Raw genomic sequence first — 18,139 nt, forward strand, 5'->3', positions numbered from 1 at the left:
CGTCCGTAACATGTCGTACCTGTGCTCAGCCCGTCCCAAATGGCAGGATTCGCAGAACTCTGACCATGAGTGAGGCTCGAGGAGTGACGACGTGTCTCGTACCCGCCTGACCGTGTTGACCGTGCTGTGCGCCGCCGCGACCCTGTTCGCGGCCGGTTGCGGCGCCACGACCGAGAACCCTTCCGAACAGGGCGGTGGGGGGACCGGGGCCGCGTGCACGCCCGGTGAGCCGTCGGACGTGCCCGACCCCAAGCCGTTGGACGCGAATGTCGCCGCGGACACCGCGCTCGCCGGGCAGGTGCCGGACAGCGTGAAGGCCGACGGCAAGATCACCATCGCGACTGACGCCTCGTACGCGCCCAACGAGTACACGCTCGAGGGCTCCGACGAGGTCGTCGGCATGGACGTCGACCTTGGCCGTGCGTTCAGCCAGGTGCTGGGTCTCGAGGTGGAGTTCGTGAACTCCTCGTTCGACGGCATCCTCGCCGGTCTGCAGGCGAAGCGCTACGAGCTCGGCATGTCCTCCTTCACGGACACCAAGGAGCGCGAGCAGACCGTCGACTTCGTGACCTACTTCGAGGCCGGCACCTCGACGATGGTCCGCAAGTGCAACCCGGAGAACATCAAGACCATCGAGGACCTGTGCGGCAAGACGGTCGGCGCGCAGAACGGCACCACCCAGCTCGACCAGCTGACGACGGCCGACGCCGAGGGTTCGGTCGTGAAGGCCTGCGAGGACGCCGGCAAGGAGGCGCCGAACGCGCAGGGCTTCCCGCTGCAGACCGACGTGAACGCCGCGCTGCAGGCCGGGCGCATCCAGGCCTACATGGCGGACAGCCCGGTCGTCGACTTCGCGGTGAAGAAGACCGGCAACGCGTTCGAGAAGGTCGGTGAGGACACCGACACCGCGCCGTACGGCGTCGCGATCCCCAAGGACGCGGGCACCATGAAGGAAGCGCTGCAGGGTGCGGTCCAGAAGATCATCGACGACGGCACCTACCAGAAGATCCTCGACAACTGGGGCGTCGGCGGCGGCGCCATCACCGAGGCCAAGATCAACGGCGCTATCTACTGAGCATGTCTTCCGACACCACGGAGCAGGCCGGAGCGACACCGCCAGAGCAGATCGTGGCGGTGCCGGTCCGGCACCCCGGCCGCTGGATCGCGGCCGGGGTTCTGCTCGTCCTGGCCGCCATGCTGGTCAACAGCTTCCTCACGAACCCGGCGTGGCGTTGGGACGTGGTGTGGCGCTTCCTCTTCGCCCCCCGGGTGCTCGACGGGTTGCTGGTCACGCTGGAACTGACCGTCCTCGCGATGGTCATCGGTGTGGTGCTCGGCATCGTCGTGGCGGTCATGCGGCTCTCGCGGAACCCGATCGTCTCCGGCGTCGCGTGGGCCTACGCCTGGTTCTTCCGCGGCACGCCGGTGCTCGTACAGATCATCTTCTGGTCGTTCATCGCGATCCTGTACCCGGTGTTGTCGCTGGGTATCCCGTTCGGTCCGGAGTTCGTGTACTTCGACTCGAACCTGCTCATCCCGGTGTTCGCCGGCGCGGTGCTCGGCCTGGGGCTCAACGAGGCCGCCTACATGTCCGAGATCGTGCGGGCGGGCATCCTGTCGGTCGACCAGGGCCAGACGGAGGCCGCGGAGGCACTGGGCATGACCCGGTTGAAGATCCTGCGCCGGATCGTGCTGCCGCAGGCGATGCGGGTGATCATCCCGCCGACCGGCAACGAGACGATCTCCATGCTGAAGCTCACCTCGCTCGCGAGCGTGGTCGCCGTCGGTGACCTGTTCCGCCAGGTCCAGCTGATCTACGGCAGCAACCTGCAGCAGATCCCGCTGCTCGTGGTGGCGAGCATCTGGTACCTGGTGCTGACGTCGTTGCTGTCGGTCGCCCAGTACTTCATCGAGCGCCGGTTCTCCCGAGGCGCGGTACCCGCACGCACGACCGGGTTCTTCGGGTTCGGCCGGCCGAAATCGGGGTTGGCATGACCAAGCAGGACGTAACGCCGATGGTCAAGTCCGAAGGCGTGCACAAGTACTTCGGGCGTGTCGAGGTGCTCAAGGGGATCGACCTGGAGGTCATGCCGGGCGAGGTCATGTGCGTGATCGGCCCGTCCGGCTCCGGCAAGTCGACGTTCCTGAGGTGCATCAACCACCTGGAGAAGCTCACGGCGGGCAAGCTCTGGGTCGACGGCGAGCTGGTCGGCTACCGACTGCGGGGCGACAAGCTCTACGAGCTGAAGGACAGCGAGGTGGCGGCGAAGCGCCGGGAGATCGGCATGGTCTTCCAGCGGTTCAACCTGTTCCCGCACATGACCGCGTGCGAGAACGTCATGGAGGCGCCGATCCAGGTCAAGGGTGTGTCGAAGGCCGCCGCCCGGACGCGGGCGCTGGCGTTGCTGGACCGCGTCGGCCTTGGCGACAAGGCGAAGTCGTACCCCCGCGAACTGTCCGGCGGCCAGCAACAACGGGTCGCGATCGCCAGGGCACTGGCCATGGACCCGAAGCTGATGCTCTTCGACGAGCCGACATCCGCGCTGGACCCCGAACTCGTCGGCGAGGTGCTGTCGGTCATGCGCCAGCTGGCGGAGGAAGGCATGACGATGGTGGTCGTCACCCACGAGATGGGCTTCGCCCGCGAGGTCGGCGACACACTCGTGTTCATGGACGGCGGTGTCGTCGTTGAGCAGGGCAACCCACGCGACGTGATCAGCAACCCGCAGCACGAACGCACGAAGTCCTTCTTGGGCAAGGTGCTCTCGTAGCGAGCCAGCATGGCGGCGGGAAGTGCGCCAGGAGGCCGTCGGTGCGGCTGTTCAGGTCAGACCCCGAGGGGTCGACAAAGTGGTCACCCTTCCCGCCGCGCCAGCCTGGTGCGTCGCGGCCGAGATCGCAACCTCGACGCACCGACTCGGCCAGCGGACTTGCCGGACTGTCCTGGCTCGCCACTGGCAAGGTGCCGAACCGTCGGATCCTCACTCACGCCACCGCAGCGGATGAAGGCGCAGACTGGCGCGCAACCCCGCCCGGGCCTCAGCTGCGCAGCCGGCAGGCGGACAGGTGCCGACTCCACCAGGTGGCGGCGGGTGTAGGCCCACCGATTGCCAGCCCCAGCCAAACTGCCGGCAACGCCTGCGGCCCTCTCCGCCTGGCCTGCGGCTGACTGCGCCTGGCTTGCGGCTGACTGCGCCTGGCCTGCGGCCAGTTCCTCGCCCAGCGTCGGTGAAGCCGCTGCACCGTCGCTTGGCCGACGAAGTCCTGGTCGCCGATTCGCGTAGCCGGTTGGAGGCGGCCGGAGTGGGGGCGTCCGCATCGGCCGGCCGCGACCCAGCCCGGACCGGCGAACGGCCCGTACCCGGGAACCACGCGCAAAGATCCAACGGCGTCTACCGCCGCGCAGCCTGCGGTGGGTCGCCCACCCACGCCGGGACCAGCGCGTCCTGATGAAGGCCCAGCGTGCCCGGCTCAGGACCAGCGCGTACAGGCGGTTGCTGCGTCTCGTTCCGACGCGGCGCTGCGTGCCCTCGCAGGGGGGACCAGCCCACTCTGGACGGCCGCTGTCATCCCGCGACGGCTGCCCGTCCGGGCAGTCCACCGGCCGGTGATGTCCGCCTTCCTGGGTGATGTGGTCATGTTCGTCGCGCTCGTCGGTGGTCACCTCCGCTTCTGCCTGTGGTTTCGCGGTTCACCAGGTGGTGGATCGCGTCTATCCGTTGGGTGAGCGTTTCTCGGGCGGCGGAACGTTTCAGTCCACCGCTCGTTGTCTGGGACGACGCGCTGAGTGGCCCCGGCGCGGCGGCTTGTCCTGGTCAGCTGCGTCGGAGGCGTCCTTTCGTGCGTCGCGGGAGGGGACCCCGCTTGAGGTGCGAGGCTTGATCATGCTGTTGTTGCCAGGTGGGAACCGGGGGTGAGCGTGCGGCGTCGCACCTGCTGGCCTTTCTTCTGCGTCGTTCGAGGGGCTCTTGATGACCGATGAACCGCTTGGGCGACGGCTGGATCCGTTCAGCCCGAAGCCGCCGGAGTGGGCTCGTGTGAGGGCTGACGAGATCGTGCGTCAGATCTTCGCCTTCGAGCCCGGGCCCGCCGGGTGGGGGCCGGCCAGCGGGTGGGGGCGGCGACGCGCCACGACGCCGCCGGTGCTGCGGTTCAAGGACAAGTACATCGTCGGCGTGCTCGACCTGCGGGCGGTTGAGTTTCCGCACCTGTTGGAGTTCGTGCGCTGCCGGTTCGAGGAGCCGCCCGACGTGAGGCAGGCGAAGCTCGCCGGTTGTGAGTTCACGTCCTGCCGGTTGCCGGGGCTCGAGGCGCGGAACCTCTACAGCGACAACGACCTGCGGCTGGTCGACGGCACGCTGGTCGAGGGCAAGGTCGACCTCACCGATGCCGAGGTCAGCGGGTCGCTCGAGCTGACCGGCGCGCGGCTGGTCAACGTCGGCGGGTACGCCCTGCACGCCGACCGTCTGCAACTCGCGGGAGCGTTGCTCGGGTCTCATCTCGAGGTGCACGGTCAGATGCGCATACCCGGGATGCGGACCGGCGGCAACATCAACCTGGCCGGCGCGCTGCTGAACAGCCCGGACGGCTACGCGCTCGACGGGAACGGGTTGCACGTCGGGGGCAACATGCAGTGCGTCTCGACCAGCAAGCGACGGTTCCAGTCCACGGGCCGGCTGTACCTGCCCAGCGCGCGGATCGACAGTGACTTCTCGTTGCGTGGGGCGCTGCTCAAGCCAGCGGACGAGGACTACAACGACGGCGGTAACCAGCGGTTCTTCGACCCGCGTGCCACGTTGATCGCCGACCGCATCCAGGTTTCCGGCAACCTCCACCTCGACAAGGACCTCACCAGCACCGGGACACTTCGCATCGTCAACGGCCGCATCGGCGGGTCGCTGCAGCTGTCCGGCGCCACCATCGACCTGTCGGACGGCCGGGAGCCCTTCGAGGAGCAGCCCGGCAAGGACCTGCCCGGGCCCTATCGATACCGCGCGCTGCACCTCGACGGCACCGAGATCGCCGGTGGCATCGACGCCCGCGACACTCGCATCGCCGGGCAGGTCCGGCTCGTCGACGTGAGCGCGCACGGCACCGTGGTGCTCGACGGGTCTGTCCTCAGCAACCGCAACGGCGACGTGGTCGAGGGGCGGCGGTTCGCCACCGGTGGCAACCTCGACGCCCGCGGCGTGGTGGTATTCGGCTCCATCCTGCTGCCCGAGGCCAGCATCGGCGCCAACTTCGACCTTCGGTTCAGCCGGTTGGTCAACCCAGGGCGGTACCGGCGGGACAAGTCGCGGAAGCCCTCGGTCGACCTGCGCGTCGCCCACATCGGCCGGGACCTCGTGTGCGCGCGGGGCGAGAAGCAGTCGTTCTCCTCGCAGGGTGAGATCCGGATCCGGCGGGCCGAGATCGGCCGGCAGACGAACTTCCAGGGCGCGGAGCTCGGCTCCATGCTGAGCGAGACCGCGATCAACGCGTACGGCCTGATCACCCAGGAGCTGCGCGTCGACGTCGCTTCCCCGCCTCGCGGGCACGTGAGCCTGCGCCACGCCCGCTGCGCGACCTTGGCGGACAACGACAAGTTCTGGGACGCCACCGGGCACATCTCGTTGCACGACTTCCGCTACGACGCCCTGGCCGAGCCGATCGAGCTGGACGACGACGCGCAGGTCAAGCACCGCCTGAGGCTGCTGCGCAACGCGATGGGCGACATCTACCGGCCCGGCCCGTACGACCAGTTCGCCACAATGTTGCGGAACAACGGCAACGAAGAGCACGCCTCGACCGTCCTTATAGACAAGCAGCGCTGGCGGTACGCGGCACTCGCGGACGGCTACCGGCTCCTCGGTTTCCCCGTCCTGCTGTGGAGCTGGCTGCAGCGTTGGATCGTCGGCTACGGCTACCGGCCCATGCGCGCGCTGCTGTGGCTGCTCGCGTTGCTGGTGGCCGGCTCGCTCTGGTTCGCAATGCATCCAGCACCCGTGGAGGCCAATGCCGATGACCACCTCGTGTGGAACCCGGTGCTGTTCACCATCGACCAGCTGGTGCCGATCGTCGACTTCGGCCACAAGAACAGATGGCGGTTCGACGGGGCTTCGCAGTGGATCACCGCCGGGCTGGTGGCGGCGGGCTGGATACTGGCGACCACGGTCGCGGCCGGCATCACACGGATGCTGCGCAGGTCGTCGACATAGGGCCGGATTGCTGGCGTGGGTCGTCATGACTCCATCGTCGGCAGGGAGGGTGGCGGAGCGCACCCACGAGTCCGAGCGAAAGTCCCATTCGCTCGGACTCGTGGGCGGAGGCGGCACGCGGTCCTGTCGGGGTCGGCGGTTACCATGCGTCGGTGCCAGAACTCAAACTCGAGATCCAGATGCTGCACGACAGGGTGTTGGTGCAGCTCACTCCCGAGGAGGGGGAAAGGCGCAGCACCGGAGGCATCGTCATTCCGGCGACCGCGCAGATGGCACGCCGCCTCGCCTGGGGCGACGTGCTGGGGGTGGGGACGAACGTGCGGAACGTCAAGGTCGGTGACCGGGTGCTGTTCAACCCGGAGGACCAGCTCGAGGTCGAGGTCCAGGGGCGGACCTACCTGGTGATGCGCGAGCGTGACCTGCACGCCATCGCCAGCGAGCGGATCGAGCACGGCACAGGTTTATATCTCTAAGGGGAAGGCAGGTCGTTGGAGCACAGATGGCCGGATTCGCACGCCGATCAGACGGACGTGCTCTCACCGATCACGCGCGGCCCAGCCGACGAACCCACCGTCAGGATCCGGGCCGATCAACCTGGTGAGGAGTCGGCAGGCAAGCGCAGACCGCTCCGCAGGGCCGGTTTGATCGCGGCTGCGGTGTTCGGCGCTCTCGTCGTGGTCTACGGCGTCGACCTGCTGCTCAGCAACGGCGAGGTGCCGCGTGGCGTCACCGTCGCCGGTGTCGACGTCGGTGGTGAGTCGAAGGAAGACGCCGAGCGGATCCTGCGTGACGAGATCGAACCCCGGCTCCAGCAGCCACTGAGCCTGCGTGCCGGGGACGTCGACGCCAAGCTCAACCCGGCCGACGCCGGGCTCACGATCGACTGGGACGCCACCCTCGCGCAGGCCGGCGACCAGCCGCTGAGCCCGTTCACCCGCCTGACCTCGCTGTTCAGCACCCGCGAGGTCGGCGTGGCCACCAAGACGGACGACAAGAAGCTGGCCGCCGCCGTCGAGGCGCTCCGGCCGCAGATCGACCGCGAGCCCGCGGAGGGCACGGTGACGTTCGACGGTGTCACCCCGGTCGCCGTCGACCCGAAGCCGGGCCAGAAGCTTGACGTGCCGGGCAGCGAGAAGGCGCTGGTCGACGGCTGGGCCAGCGGTAAGTCGATCACGCTGCCCGTGGCCGTCACCAAGGTCAAGACGACCGCCGAGGGCGTGCGCAAGGCCGTCGACGAGATCGCCAAGCCCGCCATGGCAGGCCCCGTCGTCATCAAGGGCGAGGGCAAGGACGCCACACTCGAGCCCGCTGCCATCGCCGCCGCCCTGGTCTTCCAGCCGGCCGAGGACGGTGGTCTGACCGTGACCCTCGACAACGAGAAGCTCGTCGGCGCGGTGCAGCCGCAGCTGGCCTCCACCGAGGTCGAGGGCAAGGACGCGGAGATCGTCTTCGCGAACGGCGCGCCGACCGTCGAGCCGTCCGTGGACGGCAGGGCCGTCGACTGGGCCAAGACCATGACGCCGCTGATGGACACCCTCAAAAAGGCCGAGGGTCGCGAGCTGAAGGCGGAGTACACGCCGAAGCCGGCGAAGGTGACCACCGACGCAGCGAACAAGCTCGGCATCAAGGAGGTCATCGGCGAGTGGAGCACCGGTGGCTTCGCCGCCGACTCCGGGGTCAACATCCGCACGGTCGCGGCGGAGGTCAACGGTGCGATCGTCGCGCCAGGCGAGACGTTCAGCCTCAACGGGTTCACCGGGCCCCGCACCAGCGCCCAGGGCTACGTCGAGGCCGGTGTCATCAAGGACGGCGCGCCGGGCCGCGAGGTCGGTGGCGGCATCTCCCAGTTCGCCACGACGCTGTACAACGCCGCGTACTTCGCTGCGATGAAGGACGCCGGGCACAGGGAGCACAGCTACTTCATCAGCCGCTACCCCGCCGGGCGTGAGGCGACCGTCTTCCAGAACCACGACGGCAGCAGCGTGATCGACCTCAAGTTCACCAACACCTCGGACACCGGCGTCGCCATCCAGACGATCTGGACGTCGTCGTCGATCACCGTGAAGTTGTGGGGCACGAAGAAGTACGAGGTCGAGTCCGTCAGTGGGCCGCGGACCAACGAGACCCAGCCGCAGCCCAAGAACGGTCCGGCCGAGAACTGCAAGGCGAGCAACGGCGCGCCGGGCTTCACCATCACGGACACCCGGATCGTTCGGGAGGTCGGCAGCGGCCGTGAGGTCAGCAGGAACACCCGCACGGTGAAGTACAACCCGCAGCCCAAGATCGTTTGCGCGGCACCGCCCGCGGGCGGCTGACGTGAGAAGACCTCCGAGCCGCGTGCGGCTCGGAGGTCTTCCGGTCTCTAGACGCGTGTGCGGGACTTCGGATACACGGACGCGGCGATGACCACGGCGATGACCGCCGCGATCACCTGGAAGATGTGCCGCCACCAGTCGAAACCATCGGTGACCGCCACGCCGGTCCAGCCGGCCACGACGTTGCCGACGAGCGCGCCGACGATGCCGGCGATGATCGTCAACCAGAACGGGATCTGTTGCGCACCTGGGGCGAGCATCCGTCCGAGCACGCCGAGGATGATCCCGGCGATGAGTAGGCCGATGATTGCACTAGCTGACCACATAACCGCTCCTTGCTCGCGTTGGCTTCGTGTGAAGCCGAACGGTTGGTGGCAGAGCAGTACCACTCAGCGGGTATGACTACACCCGGCCGGTGACACGAAGTCGACATGGAACAGTCGCGGACCCTGGTCGGGATCCGCGACTGTGCTCGGGGGTTTCCTCAGAAGGCGGCGTCGTCCAGCTCCATCAGCGTGTTGTCGGCCGCCTCGACGATCTTGCGGCCGGCCGACAGCTCCGGCAGCACGTTGCGCGCGAAGAACGTGGCCACGGCGATCTTGCCCTCGTAGAAGGCCTTGTCCTTCGCCGGCACACCCTCGTCCAGCCGGGCGATGGCGATCTCGGCCTGACGCTGCAGCAGCCAGCCGATGAGCAGGTCGCCGACGGCCATCAGCAGGCGGACGCTGTGCTGGCCGACCTTGTACACGCTCGCCGGCTCGTTCTGCGACGCGGTCAGGTAGCCGATCAGCGAGCCGAGCATGCCCTGCACGTCCTCGAGGGCCTGCTTGAGCAGCTGGCGGGCTTCCTTGAGCCGGCCGTTGCCGCCCTCGGCCTCGATGAACGACGTGATCTCGCCGGCCACGTGGGTCAGGGCCACGCCCTTGTCACGGACGATCTTGCGGAAGAAGAAGTCCATCGACTGGATCGCCGTCGTGCCCTCGTACAGGGAGTCGATCTTCGAGTCGCGGATGTACTGCTCGATCGGGTAGTCCTGCAGGAAGCCGGAGCCGCCGAGCGTCTGCAGCGACTGCGCCAGCTGCTCGTACGCCCGCTCGGACCCGACGCCCTTGACGATCGGCAACAGCAGGTCGTTGACCCGCTCGGCGAGCTGGCGGGACTCCTCGTCGCCCTCGCCGGTCCACGCCACGTCCTGGAACGTCGCCGTGTACAGGTAGATGGCACGCAGGCCCTCGGCGTATGCCTTCTGCAGCATCAGGCTGCGGCGCACGTCCGGGTGCCGGGTGGTCGTCACCCTCGGCGCGGTCTTGTCCAGCATCTGGGTCAGGTCCGCGCCCTGCACCCGCTCCTTCGCGTACTCCAGCGCGTTCAGGTAGCCGGTGGACAGGGTCGCGATGGCCTTGGTGCCGACCATCATCCGCGCGTACTCGATGACCTGGAACATCTGCGCGATGCCGTTGTGCACCTCGCCGACCAGCCAACCCTTCGCGGGCACGCCGTGCTGGCCGAACGACAGCTCACACGTGGTGGACGCCTTGATGCCCATCTTGTGCTCGAGGTTCGTCACGAAGGCGCCGTTGCGCTCGCCGAGCTCGCCGGTCTGGCCGTCGAACAGGAACTTCGGCACCACGAACATCGACAGGCCCTTGGTGCCCGGGCCGGCGCCCTCGGGGCGGGCCAGCACCAGGTGGACGATGTTCTCGGTCAGGTCGTGCTCACCGGAGGTGATGAACCGCTTCACGCCGTCGATGTGCCAGGAGCCGTCCTCCTGCTTGATGGCCTTCGTGCGGCCGGCGCCCACGTCGGAGCCCGCGTCCGCCTCGGTCAGCACCATCGTCGAGCCCCAGCCACGCTCGAGCATGATCTCGCCCCAGCGCTTCTGCTCGTCGGTGCCGTTGCGGTACAGCACCTGGGCCATGTTCGGGCCGGACAGGTACATGAACAGCGGTGGGTTCGCGCCCAGCATGAGCTCGGCGGCCGCCCACTGAACGGTCGGTGGGACACCGAGCCCGCCGAGGTCGTCGCGAAGGCCCAGCCGCCACCACTCGCCGTCCCAGATCTGCTGGTAGGCCTTCTTGAACGACTCGGGCAGCTTCGCGGAGAACGTCTTGGGGTCGTAGACCGGCGGGTTGCGGTCCGCGTCGGCGAACGACTCGGCCAGCGGACCGGTGGCGAGCCGGTTCAGCTCGGCGAGCACGCCGCGCACGGTCTCCTCGTCGGACTCCGCGAGAACGCCCTTGCCGAGCCGCTCCTGGATCTTGAAGACCTCGAAGAGGTTGAACTCGAGGTCTCGCACGTTGCTCTTGTAGTGGCCCATCTCGTGGCTCCCCTGGTCTTCGCGACTGCACGGAGCGTTGACACGTTGCTCCGAAAAGTCCCGCTCCATGCTACCCGTCGGTAACATACAGGATATTACTTGCGAGTAGAGGTGGGCAAGGGCGCTGCTCGACTACGTCGATTTTCCCAGGTGAGAGCGGGTGTGGACAGCGTCACGTCGGCTCGCTGCCGGTCCTGGAGTGAGGCACGATGTCGTCGTCGACGGCCAGCACGCCGGACCGGAACGCCACCGCGACCGCGTGCGTGCGGTCCCTGGAGGCGAGCTTGCGCAGGATGCTCTTCACATGCGTGCGGATCGTTTCGACGGACACGAAGAGGGTGTCGGCGATGGACTGGTTCTCGAGGCCGTCCGCGACCAGCCGCAGCACCTCGAGCTCGCGCTGCGACAGGGGCTGGCGCAGCCCACTGTGACGGCGGGGCCTGGCCACGGGCGGGCTGGCCGCCAGAACCGGGTCGAGGTAGCGACCGTCGGCGTGCACCGCCGCCTGGATGGCCTGCAGTAACTGCGGTGGCTGCGCGGCGCGCCGGATGATCGCGCGCACGCCCCTGGCGACGAGCTTCGTGATGTCCTGCGTCGTCAGGTGGGTCTCGTCGACCATCAGGACGATCCCGTGATGGCCGGCCAGGAGCTGGGTCAACTGCCCGTGCGGGTCGACCGCGGCGTCCACGACGACCACGTCGGGACGTAGCCGCTCGCACAACCGCAGCCCTGCCGCCGGGTGCTCCGCCGCGCCCACCCAGCGCAGCCCGGGTGTCCGGTGCACGAAGGCGGAGAGGCCCTCGCGGACCAGGGGGACGGCGTCGATGAGCGCGACGCCGACGACGCCGTTCGCCGCGCGCTGGTTCGTGCTTGATGGCATCGGGTCCTCCCAGGCTGGCATGTCCAGCACTGGGACGGTGTGACAAGCACACCGTGACGCGTTCACCCAATATCCACTCAGGATAGCGAAGGCTTAGCACTCCACGGGGTGGCAGCGCTACTGTTAGTGGCACTGTGGAATCCGAGATCGAGCGCAACGCGCAGGACTGGTTCAGGTTCATGGTCGACACGAACCTGGCCCCGGGTTTGCGCGCGCTCGGGTTCTTCGGAGTCGGCCGGCGGTTCCGGATCGAGAGCCCCAAACACTGGGGTGAGATCGCCGTCGAGCAGTCACGGTCGTACACGGCACGAGCGGTCCGGTTCACCCTCCACATCGGTGTGATGTCCCGCGACGAGTGGGCGGAGCAGCTGCGGGTTCGGCCGTACTACCCGGCGAGCGAGGGGACGAAGGCGCAGTGGATGGGCTGGCAGGCGCCGATCGGTTCCGTGGTGGCGGTGGGTGGCTACCCCATCGGTGAGCTGTGGTGGGAGCTCGAGGTCGGGCGCCCGTTCCAGGCGCTGGCCCGCGAGATCCTGACGACGGTGCGCGAATACGCGCTGCCGGCCATGCGGCAGCGGATGGAGCCCTAGCTCTTCGCCACGAACCAGCGGCAGCGGTGCACCCCGGCGTTCGGGTTCAGCTTGATGCCGTGCCGGGCCTGACCGGCGAACATGGGCGCGGCGCCGCCCGACAACACCCAGCCGACGGACGTCACCCCGTTGACGAAGCCCTGGAGCAGGTTGCCGCCACGCTGAACCGCAGCCGCGTCCATGCCGACTGGTTCGCGTTGGGGTTCACCGGGTCGCCCAGCTGGGTCGCGACCCCCGAGACGACCTTGTAGAGGCGGACGGCCTGACCACCTGACTCCACCGTGAGCAGCAGGTAGGTGTCGGCACTCACCACCCTGGCGATGAGGCCGAACCCGGCCTGCCCGGTGTAGGTGAAGTCGCCCTGGAGATCCACGTCGGCGGACGCGAGGTCGGCCCAGGCGAGGTCGGGCACGTTGTCGGCGACCGTCGACACGGCGAACCCGTTGCTCACCCGCATGCCACCGGCACCGACCACCCACGGCGCCCGCAGCGCGCCGTTGGCCTGCGAGAACCCTTCCGCGAACAGCAGATGGTCGGCTTCCTGCGCGACGGCGGTCCGGTCGTCGGGGATGAGATCACCGAGCGGCGAGATGCCGCCGTCGTCGGCCAACCAACCGATGTGGATGCGGGAGACAGTGGTGCTGGACTCGATGCCGAGCGCGCAGATGACGCCACCCGGGATTTCCAGCGGGTGCGCATACATCATGCCGATGGGCCCGGACGAGGGTTGCACCATCGTCGGCCGCGGCGGCAGCCACGCGGTCTGCGGGGTCCTGTCGTTGCGGCTGCGGACGATGGCCTGCCTGTCCGAGATGCGACGCGCGACGACCGCCATGGTGCCGGTGCTGAGCCACACCGCGGCCGGCCGCCCGGTCGTGTCGTCGAACAGCTGGGTGGGCGCGGACCATGCGGTACCGCTGTCCGCCGACACCGAGGCACCGATGGCGCTCTGGTTGCCGAACCGGATGAACATCCAGACCTCGGTGCCGCGGGCGACGAGCCAGGGCTCCTGGTAGTGCCGGCCATCGCCGGGCCCGTTGGCGACGAGCCGTCGTGTCCAGGTGGCGCCGCCGTCGGTGGAGGCGGCCAGCCAGCACGAGTCGAAGGCGTCGCCGGAGTTCCTGCCGTAGTAGGCGGTGAGGTGGTTCGCGCCGACCTGGATGACGGGGGCGCACATGGCGGCGGACGGCTGACCGGGGTCGATGCGAACCTCGTTGCCCCAGGTCACGCCGCTGTCGGCGGAGGTGCGAACAAAACACCCGGCCGTGGGAACGCTGGCCGTGCCCTTGAAGTAGGTGAGGAACGTGGTGCTGCCGATCACTGAGACACAGGGATCCCTCAGGTCGATGCCCGCTTCGCTGACCGCGGTGACAACGGCCGCCCATGATCGCCCGTTGTCGTTCGAGGTGGAGGTACGGATGACGCCGTCGCGGGCGTTGACGTGATCGGCCCCCTGGCGCCACACCAGCCGTATCTGGCCACTGCCGAACCGGCAGACGCTGGGAAACGCGGAGTAGGCCGGTCGACACCAAGCGGACGAAACCCGTTGGCTCGTACAGACCCCACACAACCTCCCCGTTCCGCGGTCCATGCAACCAAACGGAGCAGAGCGACGTGGGTGCCCTCTGATCGCGAAGGACATCCACGGGTCGTCACCCGATCGTCTCCAGCAGGTCGGTGCAGAAATCGTGGCCTTCGAGGTCGTTGCGGCCGGTGCTTTCCCTGATGACGCTGAACGCCAGCTCCACGTCGTCGGACGGGTCGGTAGGAGTGCCGCCGTGGTCGATCACTAGCTCGAAGCGGATCTGCCCTGGATCGTTGAACAGCAACGTGTCGTCCGGACCGAAGACCTTGAAGGAGCCCGCGGCCTGACCGATGATCGTCAGCGTGCCATCACCGTTGTCGGTCACCGAGAGGTCCTTGACGAGGTTGTTGAAGACCGTGGTGAAGGTCTTGCCGTTGGCCAGATTGGTCAACGTGACTGTGCCGTGCAGGGACTCCATGCCGTAGAGGAGCCCGTCGGGGCCATGAGGGTTGAAGAGAAAGGTGCCCCGTATATCAACGTCTTGGCGAACGGTTAGGCCACATTCGGTAATGACCTCGCTGCCCACCTCGTGGAAGTGCTCCCTCTCGAGGGGCCGGGCCGACGCCGGGGTGGACAACAAGCCGAGCAGCACCGCGATGATCCCGCCTACCACCGCGAATGCGCGCAAGTTTCTGACAGTCTCCATAGTAAAGCTCCTGACCTGCGAAAACGCGCCTTTCGGCGTCGCGCTATGTCAGTCGCAAGTGGACAGAGTCGGGTTACAGCCGGCGTGGGAGGGGGCGAAGTCGCCAGACGCCTACGCGACGTCGAACACGCACCATGAACCGTTCCTGTCGTACAGGAACAATGTGATGCTGAGGTCGCTGGGGAATCTCTCCGACCACAACGTGGCCGTAGCGCTGTTGTCGACCTCGTCCGTGACGTGACTTACCGTCGTCACGCTCCTCGCACGCAGGTCTATCCAGGCAGCGGCCGACTCCAGTGGTCTGACGTTGCACATGCATGACTGAAACGTGGAGATGTCACCCTCGGTGAGAGCCTTGGCGACCAGCTCGGCGGTGCCCTCAGCGGAACTTCGCGGGTCCTCCGGCCGGCCGAGGTAAACGATCGTGCCCACGGTCGCCACCAGCAAGGCGACGTACCCGCCGACCTTCCACGCGAGGGGGACGGGTTTTCTTGGCCGCGGTTTCGGCCGGGCAGGTTGGCCCATCGGAACGTGCCCCGGCGGCAGTTCGGTCTCGTCGGGATCGCCGGCCGGACGCGAGACCTTCGGGCTCATCAGGCAATCAGACCACGTGTCCGTGGGGAATTCACCCGGATCGTTCCGCGACCAAGGCCGAGAGGCTCCGTCGGGAGGAACAGGAGCCACGCCGAGGGCACGCCGGCGTAGTTCGATCATGTAATGCGAAGGCCCCAAGTTCACAGTAGACATGACGTGACTGGGGCTTCTGGTGTGGAGCAGATGACGGGAATCGAACCCGCGTTCTCAGCTTTGGAATTAGCCGTGGCCAGCGGGAAACCGGCCGTGAATCGCGGCGGAAGGTGACCGGCGGTGCCTCCGTTGACCCCTGTTGACCTTGGCATGTCGTTGAGATGTTGCTGCGATCATGCCCCGCTACCTGCACCTTCCCGCTTCCTCGTGCAGGCCGGCGAAGCTGGGCCCGGTGGAGACCAGGGGCGCGGAGCTTCCTGATGGCTGCGGGAGGCGTGTAGGAGCGTGAGGGCTGGCCAGTGCCAGCGGGCCACCAGTGACGCTGACTGGCTGATTGCGGCGCAGCTGTCGGCCCTGGTCAACGAGCACCGGAAGAAGGGCAAGAAGGCGGCGAAGAAGGGCGAGAAGAAGCGCCGGAAGGGTGGCGACGACGACCCCGATGGGACCGTTGCCTAGTTGCCGGAGACGCAGTTTGATCTAGAAACAACAGAGGCCCGGGGTCCACAGTAGACATCCTGTGACCTGGGGTTTTGTGTGCTGAGCGGATGACGGGAATCGAACCCGCGTTCTCAGCTTGGGAAGCTGATGTTCTACCATTGAACTACATCCGCAGAGTGGTGCTGAGCTTACACGGCGAGCTGTCGCTAGGGTGGGCGGGTGTTGTTGAGCGACGGTGACCTTCGTAAAGAGCTTGCTTCCGGTCGGCTTGGGGTCGATCCCCTGGACGAGGCGATGATCCAGCCGTCCAGTATCGATGTGCGCCTTGATCGGTTCTTCCGGGTGTTCAACAACACCAAGTACACACACATCGATCCGCGGCAGCAGCAGGATGATCTGACCACGTTGGTCGAGACGGTCGATGACGAGTCGTTCGTGTTGCATCCCGGGGAGTTCGTGCTCGGGTCGACGTTCGAGGCCGTTCAGTTGCCGGACGATCTTGCTGGGCGGTTGGAGGGGAAGTCCTCGCTTGGGCGGTTGGGGCTGCTCACCCACTCGACGGCCGGCTTCATCGATCCCGGGTTCCAGGGGCACATCACGTTGGAGCTGTCCAATGTCGCCAACCTGCCCATCACGCTCTGGCCCGGGATGAAGATCGGTCAGTTGTGTCTCTTCCGGTTGACCAGTGCCGCCGAGCATCCGTACGGGTCGCAGCAGGCCGGTTCTCGTTACCAGGGGCAGCGTGGGCCCACCCCGTCACGGGCGTACCTCAACTTCCACCGGGTCGACACGCGCCGCTGACTCGCCCGCTACCGGGGTCAGTAGCGCGCCGGCCGCGGGGAACGCCGCCGCTGCCAGCAGTGCGATCGGGTAGCCGAATGCCGTGATGAGGGCGCTGAAGACGGGTGCGGCAACCATGGCGGCGATGTTCTGCCCGGTGTTCTGTATGCCCAGTGCTCGACCTGCCCAGAACGGGCCCGCCAGCTCGGCTGTGGCTGTGAAGCCCAGACCGTTGTCGGTGACGGTCACGACTAGGGCCGCGACCAAGGCCACCAGGGCCAGCCACGACTCCGTCACGTCGCCGAGGGCCCACAGCAGCATGGTGGCCAGCGCGAACACCGCGATCAGGCGCATCGGGCGCATGCGGCTCGCCACGCGGTCGGACCACACGCCGGCGAGGATCCGGCCCGCCGCGCCCACCACCTGCACGATCGCCACCAGTTGGCCCGCCGCCACCGCGGTCCAGCCTCGGGCCGACACCAGGTAGGTCACCGCGAACGTGGCTGCCACGAACTGGGGTACGACCAGCGTGGCGCTCGCCGTGTGCAGGCGGATCAAGGTCGTTGCCGACGGGCCCGCGTACGGGGACGCGGCTGACGCCACGGTGCGGGTTGGGCGTGGCGGGTCCACCACCACGAACCACACCTGGACCGCCGATGCCAGGCACAGCACCGCCGGCAGCGCGACCGCCGTGGTGAAGCCGAAGTGCTCCGCCAAAGGTGGCAGCGTGGCGGCCCCGATACCGACGCCGATGGGCTGCGCGGTCTGGCGGATGCCCATGGCGAGGCCGCGTTCCCGGGCGCTGAACCAGCCCAGTACCACCCGTCCGCTCGCGGCGTTCACCGATGCGGCGCACGCGCCGGCCAGCAACAGCCCTGAGCCGAACAGTGCGAAACCCGGTAGTGCCAGGCTCGCCAACAGCAGCGTGCCGGTGAGTGCGAGGCCGATCGTCATCACGACCCGTTCGCCGAAGCGGTCGGCCGCCGCGCCCCATGCGATGAGCGCGAGTAACAGGCCGAGCAGCGGCGCCGAGATCAGCAGGCTCGCCGAGGTCAGCGACAGTCCGTGGTCGTTCTGGAGCGACGGGATCAGGAACGGCATCCCGTAGAGAAAGCTGCACGTGGTGGCCTGCGCGGTCAGTCCGGTGGCGAGGATGAACCAGCGTCGCATGCAGGGACCGTAACCCGACGCTCCTGTATATTGGGAAGAATTTCCCATATACCGGGAAGGCGAGGTGGGGGTAGCCCCAGGGTCGAATCGGGGGCGTCCCGGATGCTCCACCAGGCCTGACGGCCATAACTTCGGGTCCACACAGGAAACCTGAGTGGAGGCAAGGCAATGCGGATCAAGCATGTGCTGACCGGGGCCGTGGTCGTGGCCGGCGGTCTGCTGCTGTCGGCCTGCGACTGGGACGTCGCTGGTGAGAGGTTCGGCGATGTGGAGACGCTGGACCAGTCGGTCAGCGAGGTGCGCTTCTCCAACGACTCCGGGGACGTCAAGATCACTGTGGGGGACACGTTCGAGGTGCGGCGCACGGTGGGGTACCGGGACGAGAAGCCGGGTAAGACCTACCGGATGGACGGGGACGCGCTGCTCCTCGAGAACTGTCCTGAGAACGACTGCTGGGTGAGCTACGAGGTCATC

General features: G+C 67.6%; 17 protein-coding genes, 1 tRNA gene and 1 pseudogene. 10 read left to right on the forward strand and 9 right to left on the reverse strand.

Translation table 11 applies throughout. The features are described 5' to 3' along the window. Positions 1 to 91 precede the first annotated feature (91 nt). From VF106_RS19320 to VF106_RS19345, 6 genes are all read left to right on the forward strand, one after another. On the forward strand, positions 92 to 1,075 hold the full coding sequence (locus VF106_RS19320) for an ABC transporter substrate-binding protein (protein ID WP_330841147.1): 984 nt from the start codon (positions 92 to 94) through the stop codon (positions 1,073 to 1,075). Positions 1,076 to 1,077: 2 nt separating this feature from the next. Continuing rightward, positions 1,078 to 1,995: an amino acid ABC transporter permease gene (locus VF106_RS19325; RefSeq protein ID WP_330841148.1), complete on the forward strand. Its 918-nt coding sequence runs from the start codon at positions 1,078 to 1,080 to the stop codon at positions 1,993 to 1,995. Beyond that, a complete protein-coding gene (locus tag VF106_RS19330; protein WP_330841149.1) occupies positions 1,992 to 2,771 on the forward strand; it encodes an amino acid ABC transporter ATP-binding protein in 780 nt (259 codons plus the stop codon). Before VF106_RS19325 ends, VF106_RS19330 begins: the two co-directional genes overlap by 4 nt. Before the next feature lie 1,200 nt (positions 2,772 to 3,971). After that, positions 3,972 to 6,197: a translocation/assembly module TamB domain-containing protein gene (locus VF106_RS19335; RefSeq protein ID WP_330841150.1), complete on the forward strand. Its 2,226-nt coding sequence runs from the start codon at positions 3,972 to 3,974 to the stop codon at positions 6,195 to 6,197. 179 nt (positions 6,198 to 6,376) lie between these two features. Further along, on the forward strand, positions 6,377 to 6,670 hold the full coding sequence (locus VF106_RS19340; protein WP_330841165.1) for a GroES family chaperonin: 294 nt from the start codon (positions 6,377 to 6,379) through the stop codon (positions 6,668 to 6,670). 57 nt (positions 6,671 to 6,727) lie between these two features. Continuing rightward, positions 6,728 to 8,512, forward strand: a complete 1,785-nt coding sequence (locus tag VF106_RS19345; RefSeq protein ID WP_330841151.1) for a VanW family protein — start codon at positions 6,728 to 6,730, stop codon at positions 8,510 to 8,512. Positions 8,513 to 8,559: 47 nt separating this feature from the next. On the opposite strand, the gene VF106_RS19350 is transcribed toward VF106_RS19345, so the two are convergent. From VF106_RS19350 to VF106_RS19360, 3 genes are all read right to left on the reverse strand, one after another. Continuing rightward, positions 8,560 to 8,838 carry a GlsB/YeaQ/YmgE family stress response membrane protein gene (locus VF106_RS19350; protein ID WP_330841152.1) on the reverse strand — a complete coding sequence of 93 codons (279 nt, stop codon included), beginning with the start codon at positions 8,836 to 8,838 and terminating at the stop codon, positions 8,560 to 8,562. A 158-nt stretch (positions 8,839 to 8,996) separates the two neighbouring features. Then, the gene (locus VF106_RS19355; RefSeq protein ID WP_330841153.1) at positions 8,997 to 10,829 is read right to left on the reverse strand and encodes an acyl-CoA dehydrogenase; all 1,833 of its coding nucleotides are present in this window, start codon (positions 10,827 to 10,829) and stop codon (positions 8,997 to 8,999) included. A 172-nt stretch (positions 10,830 to 11,001) separates the two neighbouring features. Next, entirely contained in the window at positions 11,002 to 11,709 is a 708-nt protein-coding gene (locus tag VF106_RS19360) for a response regulator transcription factor (RefSeq protein ID WP_330841154.1), read from the reverse strand. A gap of 134 nt (positions 11,710 to 11,843) precedes the next feature. On the opposite strand from VF106_RS19360, the gene VF106_RS19365 reads away from it, so the two are divergent. Further along, a complete protein-coding gene (locus VF106_RS19365) occupies positions 11,844 to 12,299 on the forward strand; it encodes a DUF4304 domain-containing protein (RefSeq protein WP_330841155.1) in 456 nt (151 codons plus the stop codon). Here the strand turns inward: VF106_RS19365 and VF106_RS19370 are convergent. From VF106_RS19370 to VF106_RS19385, 4 genes are all read right to left on the reverse strand, one after another. Beyond that, positions 12,296 to 12,424 (reverse strand): hypothetical protein, encoded by a 129-nt coding sequence (locus tag VF106_RS19370; RefSeq protein WP_330841156.1) that lies wholly within the window; start codon positions 12,422 to 12,424, stop codon positions 12,296 to 12,298. The genes VF106_RS19365 and VF106_RS19370 overlap by 4 nt on opposite strands. Next, positions 12,421 to 13,764: a sialidase family protein gene (locus VF106_RS19375; protein WP_330841157.1), complete on the reverse strand. Its 1,344-nt coding sequence runs from the start codon at positions 13,762 to 13,764 to the stop codon at positions 12,421 to 12,423. Before VF106_RS19375 ends, VF106_RS19370 begins: the two co-directional genes overlap by 4 nt. A gap of 187 nt (positions 13,765 to 13,951) precedes the next feature. Next, positions 13,952 to 14,530, reverse strand: coding sequence for a hypothetical protein (locus VF106_RS19380; protein ID WP_330841158.1), 579 nt, complete (start codon positions 14,528 to 14,530; stop codon positions 13,952 to 13,954). A gap of 111 nt (positions 14,531 to 14,641) precedes the next feature. Beyond that, entirely contained in the window at positions 14,642 to 15,124 is a 483-nt protein-coding gene (locus VF106_RS19385; RefSeq protein WP_330841159.1) for a hypothetical protein, read from the reverse strand. Positions 15,125 to 15,562: 438 nt separating this feature from the next. Between VF106_RS19385 and VF106_RS19390 the strand changes: the two genes are divergently transcribed. Next, positions 15,563 to 15,733, forward strand: a complete 171-nt coding sequence (locus VF106_RS19390; protein ID WP_330841160.1) for a hypothetical protein — start codon at positions 15,563 to 15,565, stop codon at positions 15,731 to 15,733. 84 nt (positions 15,734 to 15,817) lie between these two features. Here VF106_RS19390 and VF106_RS19395 read toward each other — a convergent pair. Beyond that, positions 15,818 to 15,888: transfer RNA gene (locus VF106_RS19395), tRNA-Gly, on the reverse strand. A 46-nt stretch (positions 15,889 to 15,934) separates the two neighbouring features. On the opposite strand from VF106_RS19395, the gene dcd reads away from it, so the two are divergent. Continuing rightward, positions 15,935 to 16,516, forward strand: coding sequence for a dCTP deaminase (gene dcd, locus VF106_RS19400; RefSeq protein WP_330841161.1), 582 nt, complete (start codon positions 15,935 to 15,937; stop codon positions 16,514 to 16,516). On the opposite strand, the gene VF106_RS19405 is transcribed toward dcd, so the two are convergent. Beyond that, a complete protein-coding gene (locus VF106_RS19405) occupies positions 16,472 to 17,665 on the reverse strand; it encodes an MFS transporter (RefSeq protein ID WP_330841162.1) in 1,194 nt (397 codons plus the stop codon). The two genes, dcd and VF106_RS19405, sit on opposite strands and share 45 nt — an antisense overlap. Before the next feature lie 168 nt (positions 17,666 to 17,833). Here VF106_RS19405 and VF106_RS19410 point away from each other — a divergent pair. Then, positions 17,834 to 18,139, forward strand: a pseudogene (locus VF106_RS19410) (hypothetical protein); the annotation flags it as partial.

The organism is Actinophytocola sp., from assembly GCF_036378875.1.
In the GTDB taxonomy this organism is placed as follows: Bacteria; Actinomycetota; Actinomycetes; order Mycobacteriales; family Pseudonocardiaceae; genus Actinophytocola.

Coding starts and splice junctions, on each gene's coding strand:
- VF106_RS19325 (WP_330841148.1), top strand. CDS start 1,078: ATGTCTTCCGACACCACGGAGCAGGCCGGAGCGACACCGCCAGAGCAG.
- VF106_RS19330 (WP_330841149.1), top strand. CDS start 1,992: ATGACCAAGCAGGACGTAACGCCGATGGTCAAGTCCGAAGGCGTGCAC.
- VF106_RS19335 (WP_330841150.1), top strand. CDS start 3,972: ATGACCGATGAACCGCTTGGGCGACGGCTGGATCCGTTCAGCCCGAAG.
- VF106_RS19340 (WP_330841165.1), top strand. CDS start 6,377: ATGCTGCACGACAGGGTGTTGGTGCAGCTCACTCCCGAGGAGGGGGAA.
- VF106_RS19350 (WP_330841152.1), bottom strand. CDS start 8,838: ATGTGGTCAGCTAGTGCAATCATCGGCCTACTCATCGCCGGGATCATC.
- VF106_RS19355 (WP_330841153.1), bottom strand. CDS start 10,829: ATGGGCCACTACAAGAGCAACGTGCGAGACCTCGAGTTCAACCTCTTC.
- VF106_RS19360 (WP_330841154.1), bottom strand. CDS start 11,709: ATGCCATCAAGCACGAACCAGCGCGCGGCGAACGGCGTCGTCGGCGTC.
- VF106_RS19380 (WP_330841158.1), bottom strand. CDS start 14,530: ATGGAGACTGTCAGAAACTTGCGCGCATTCGCGGTGGTAGGCGGGATC.
- VF106_RS19385 (WP_330841159.1), bottom strand. CDS start 15,124: ATGAGCCCGAAGGTCTCGCGTCCGGCCGGCGATCCCGACGAGACCGAA.
- VF106_RS19405 (WP_330841162.1), bottom strand. CDS start 17,665: ATGCGACGCTGGTTCATCCTCGCCACCGGACTGACCGCGCAGGCCACC.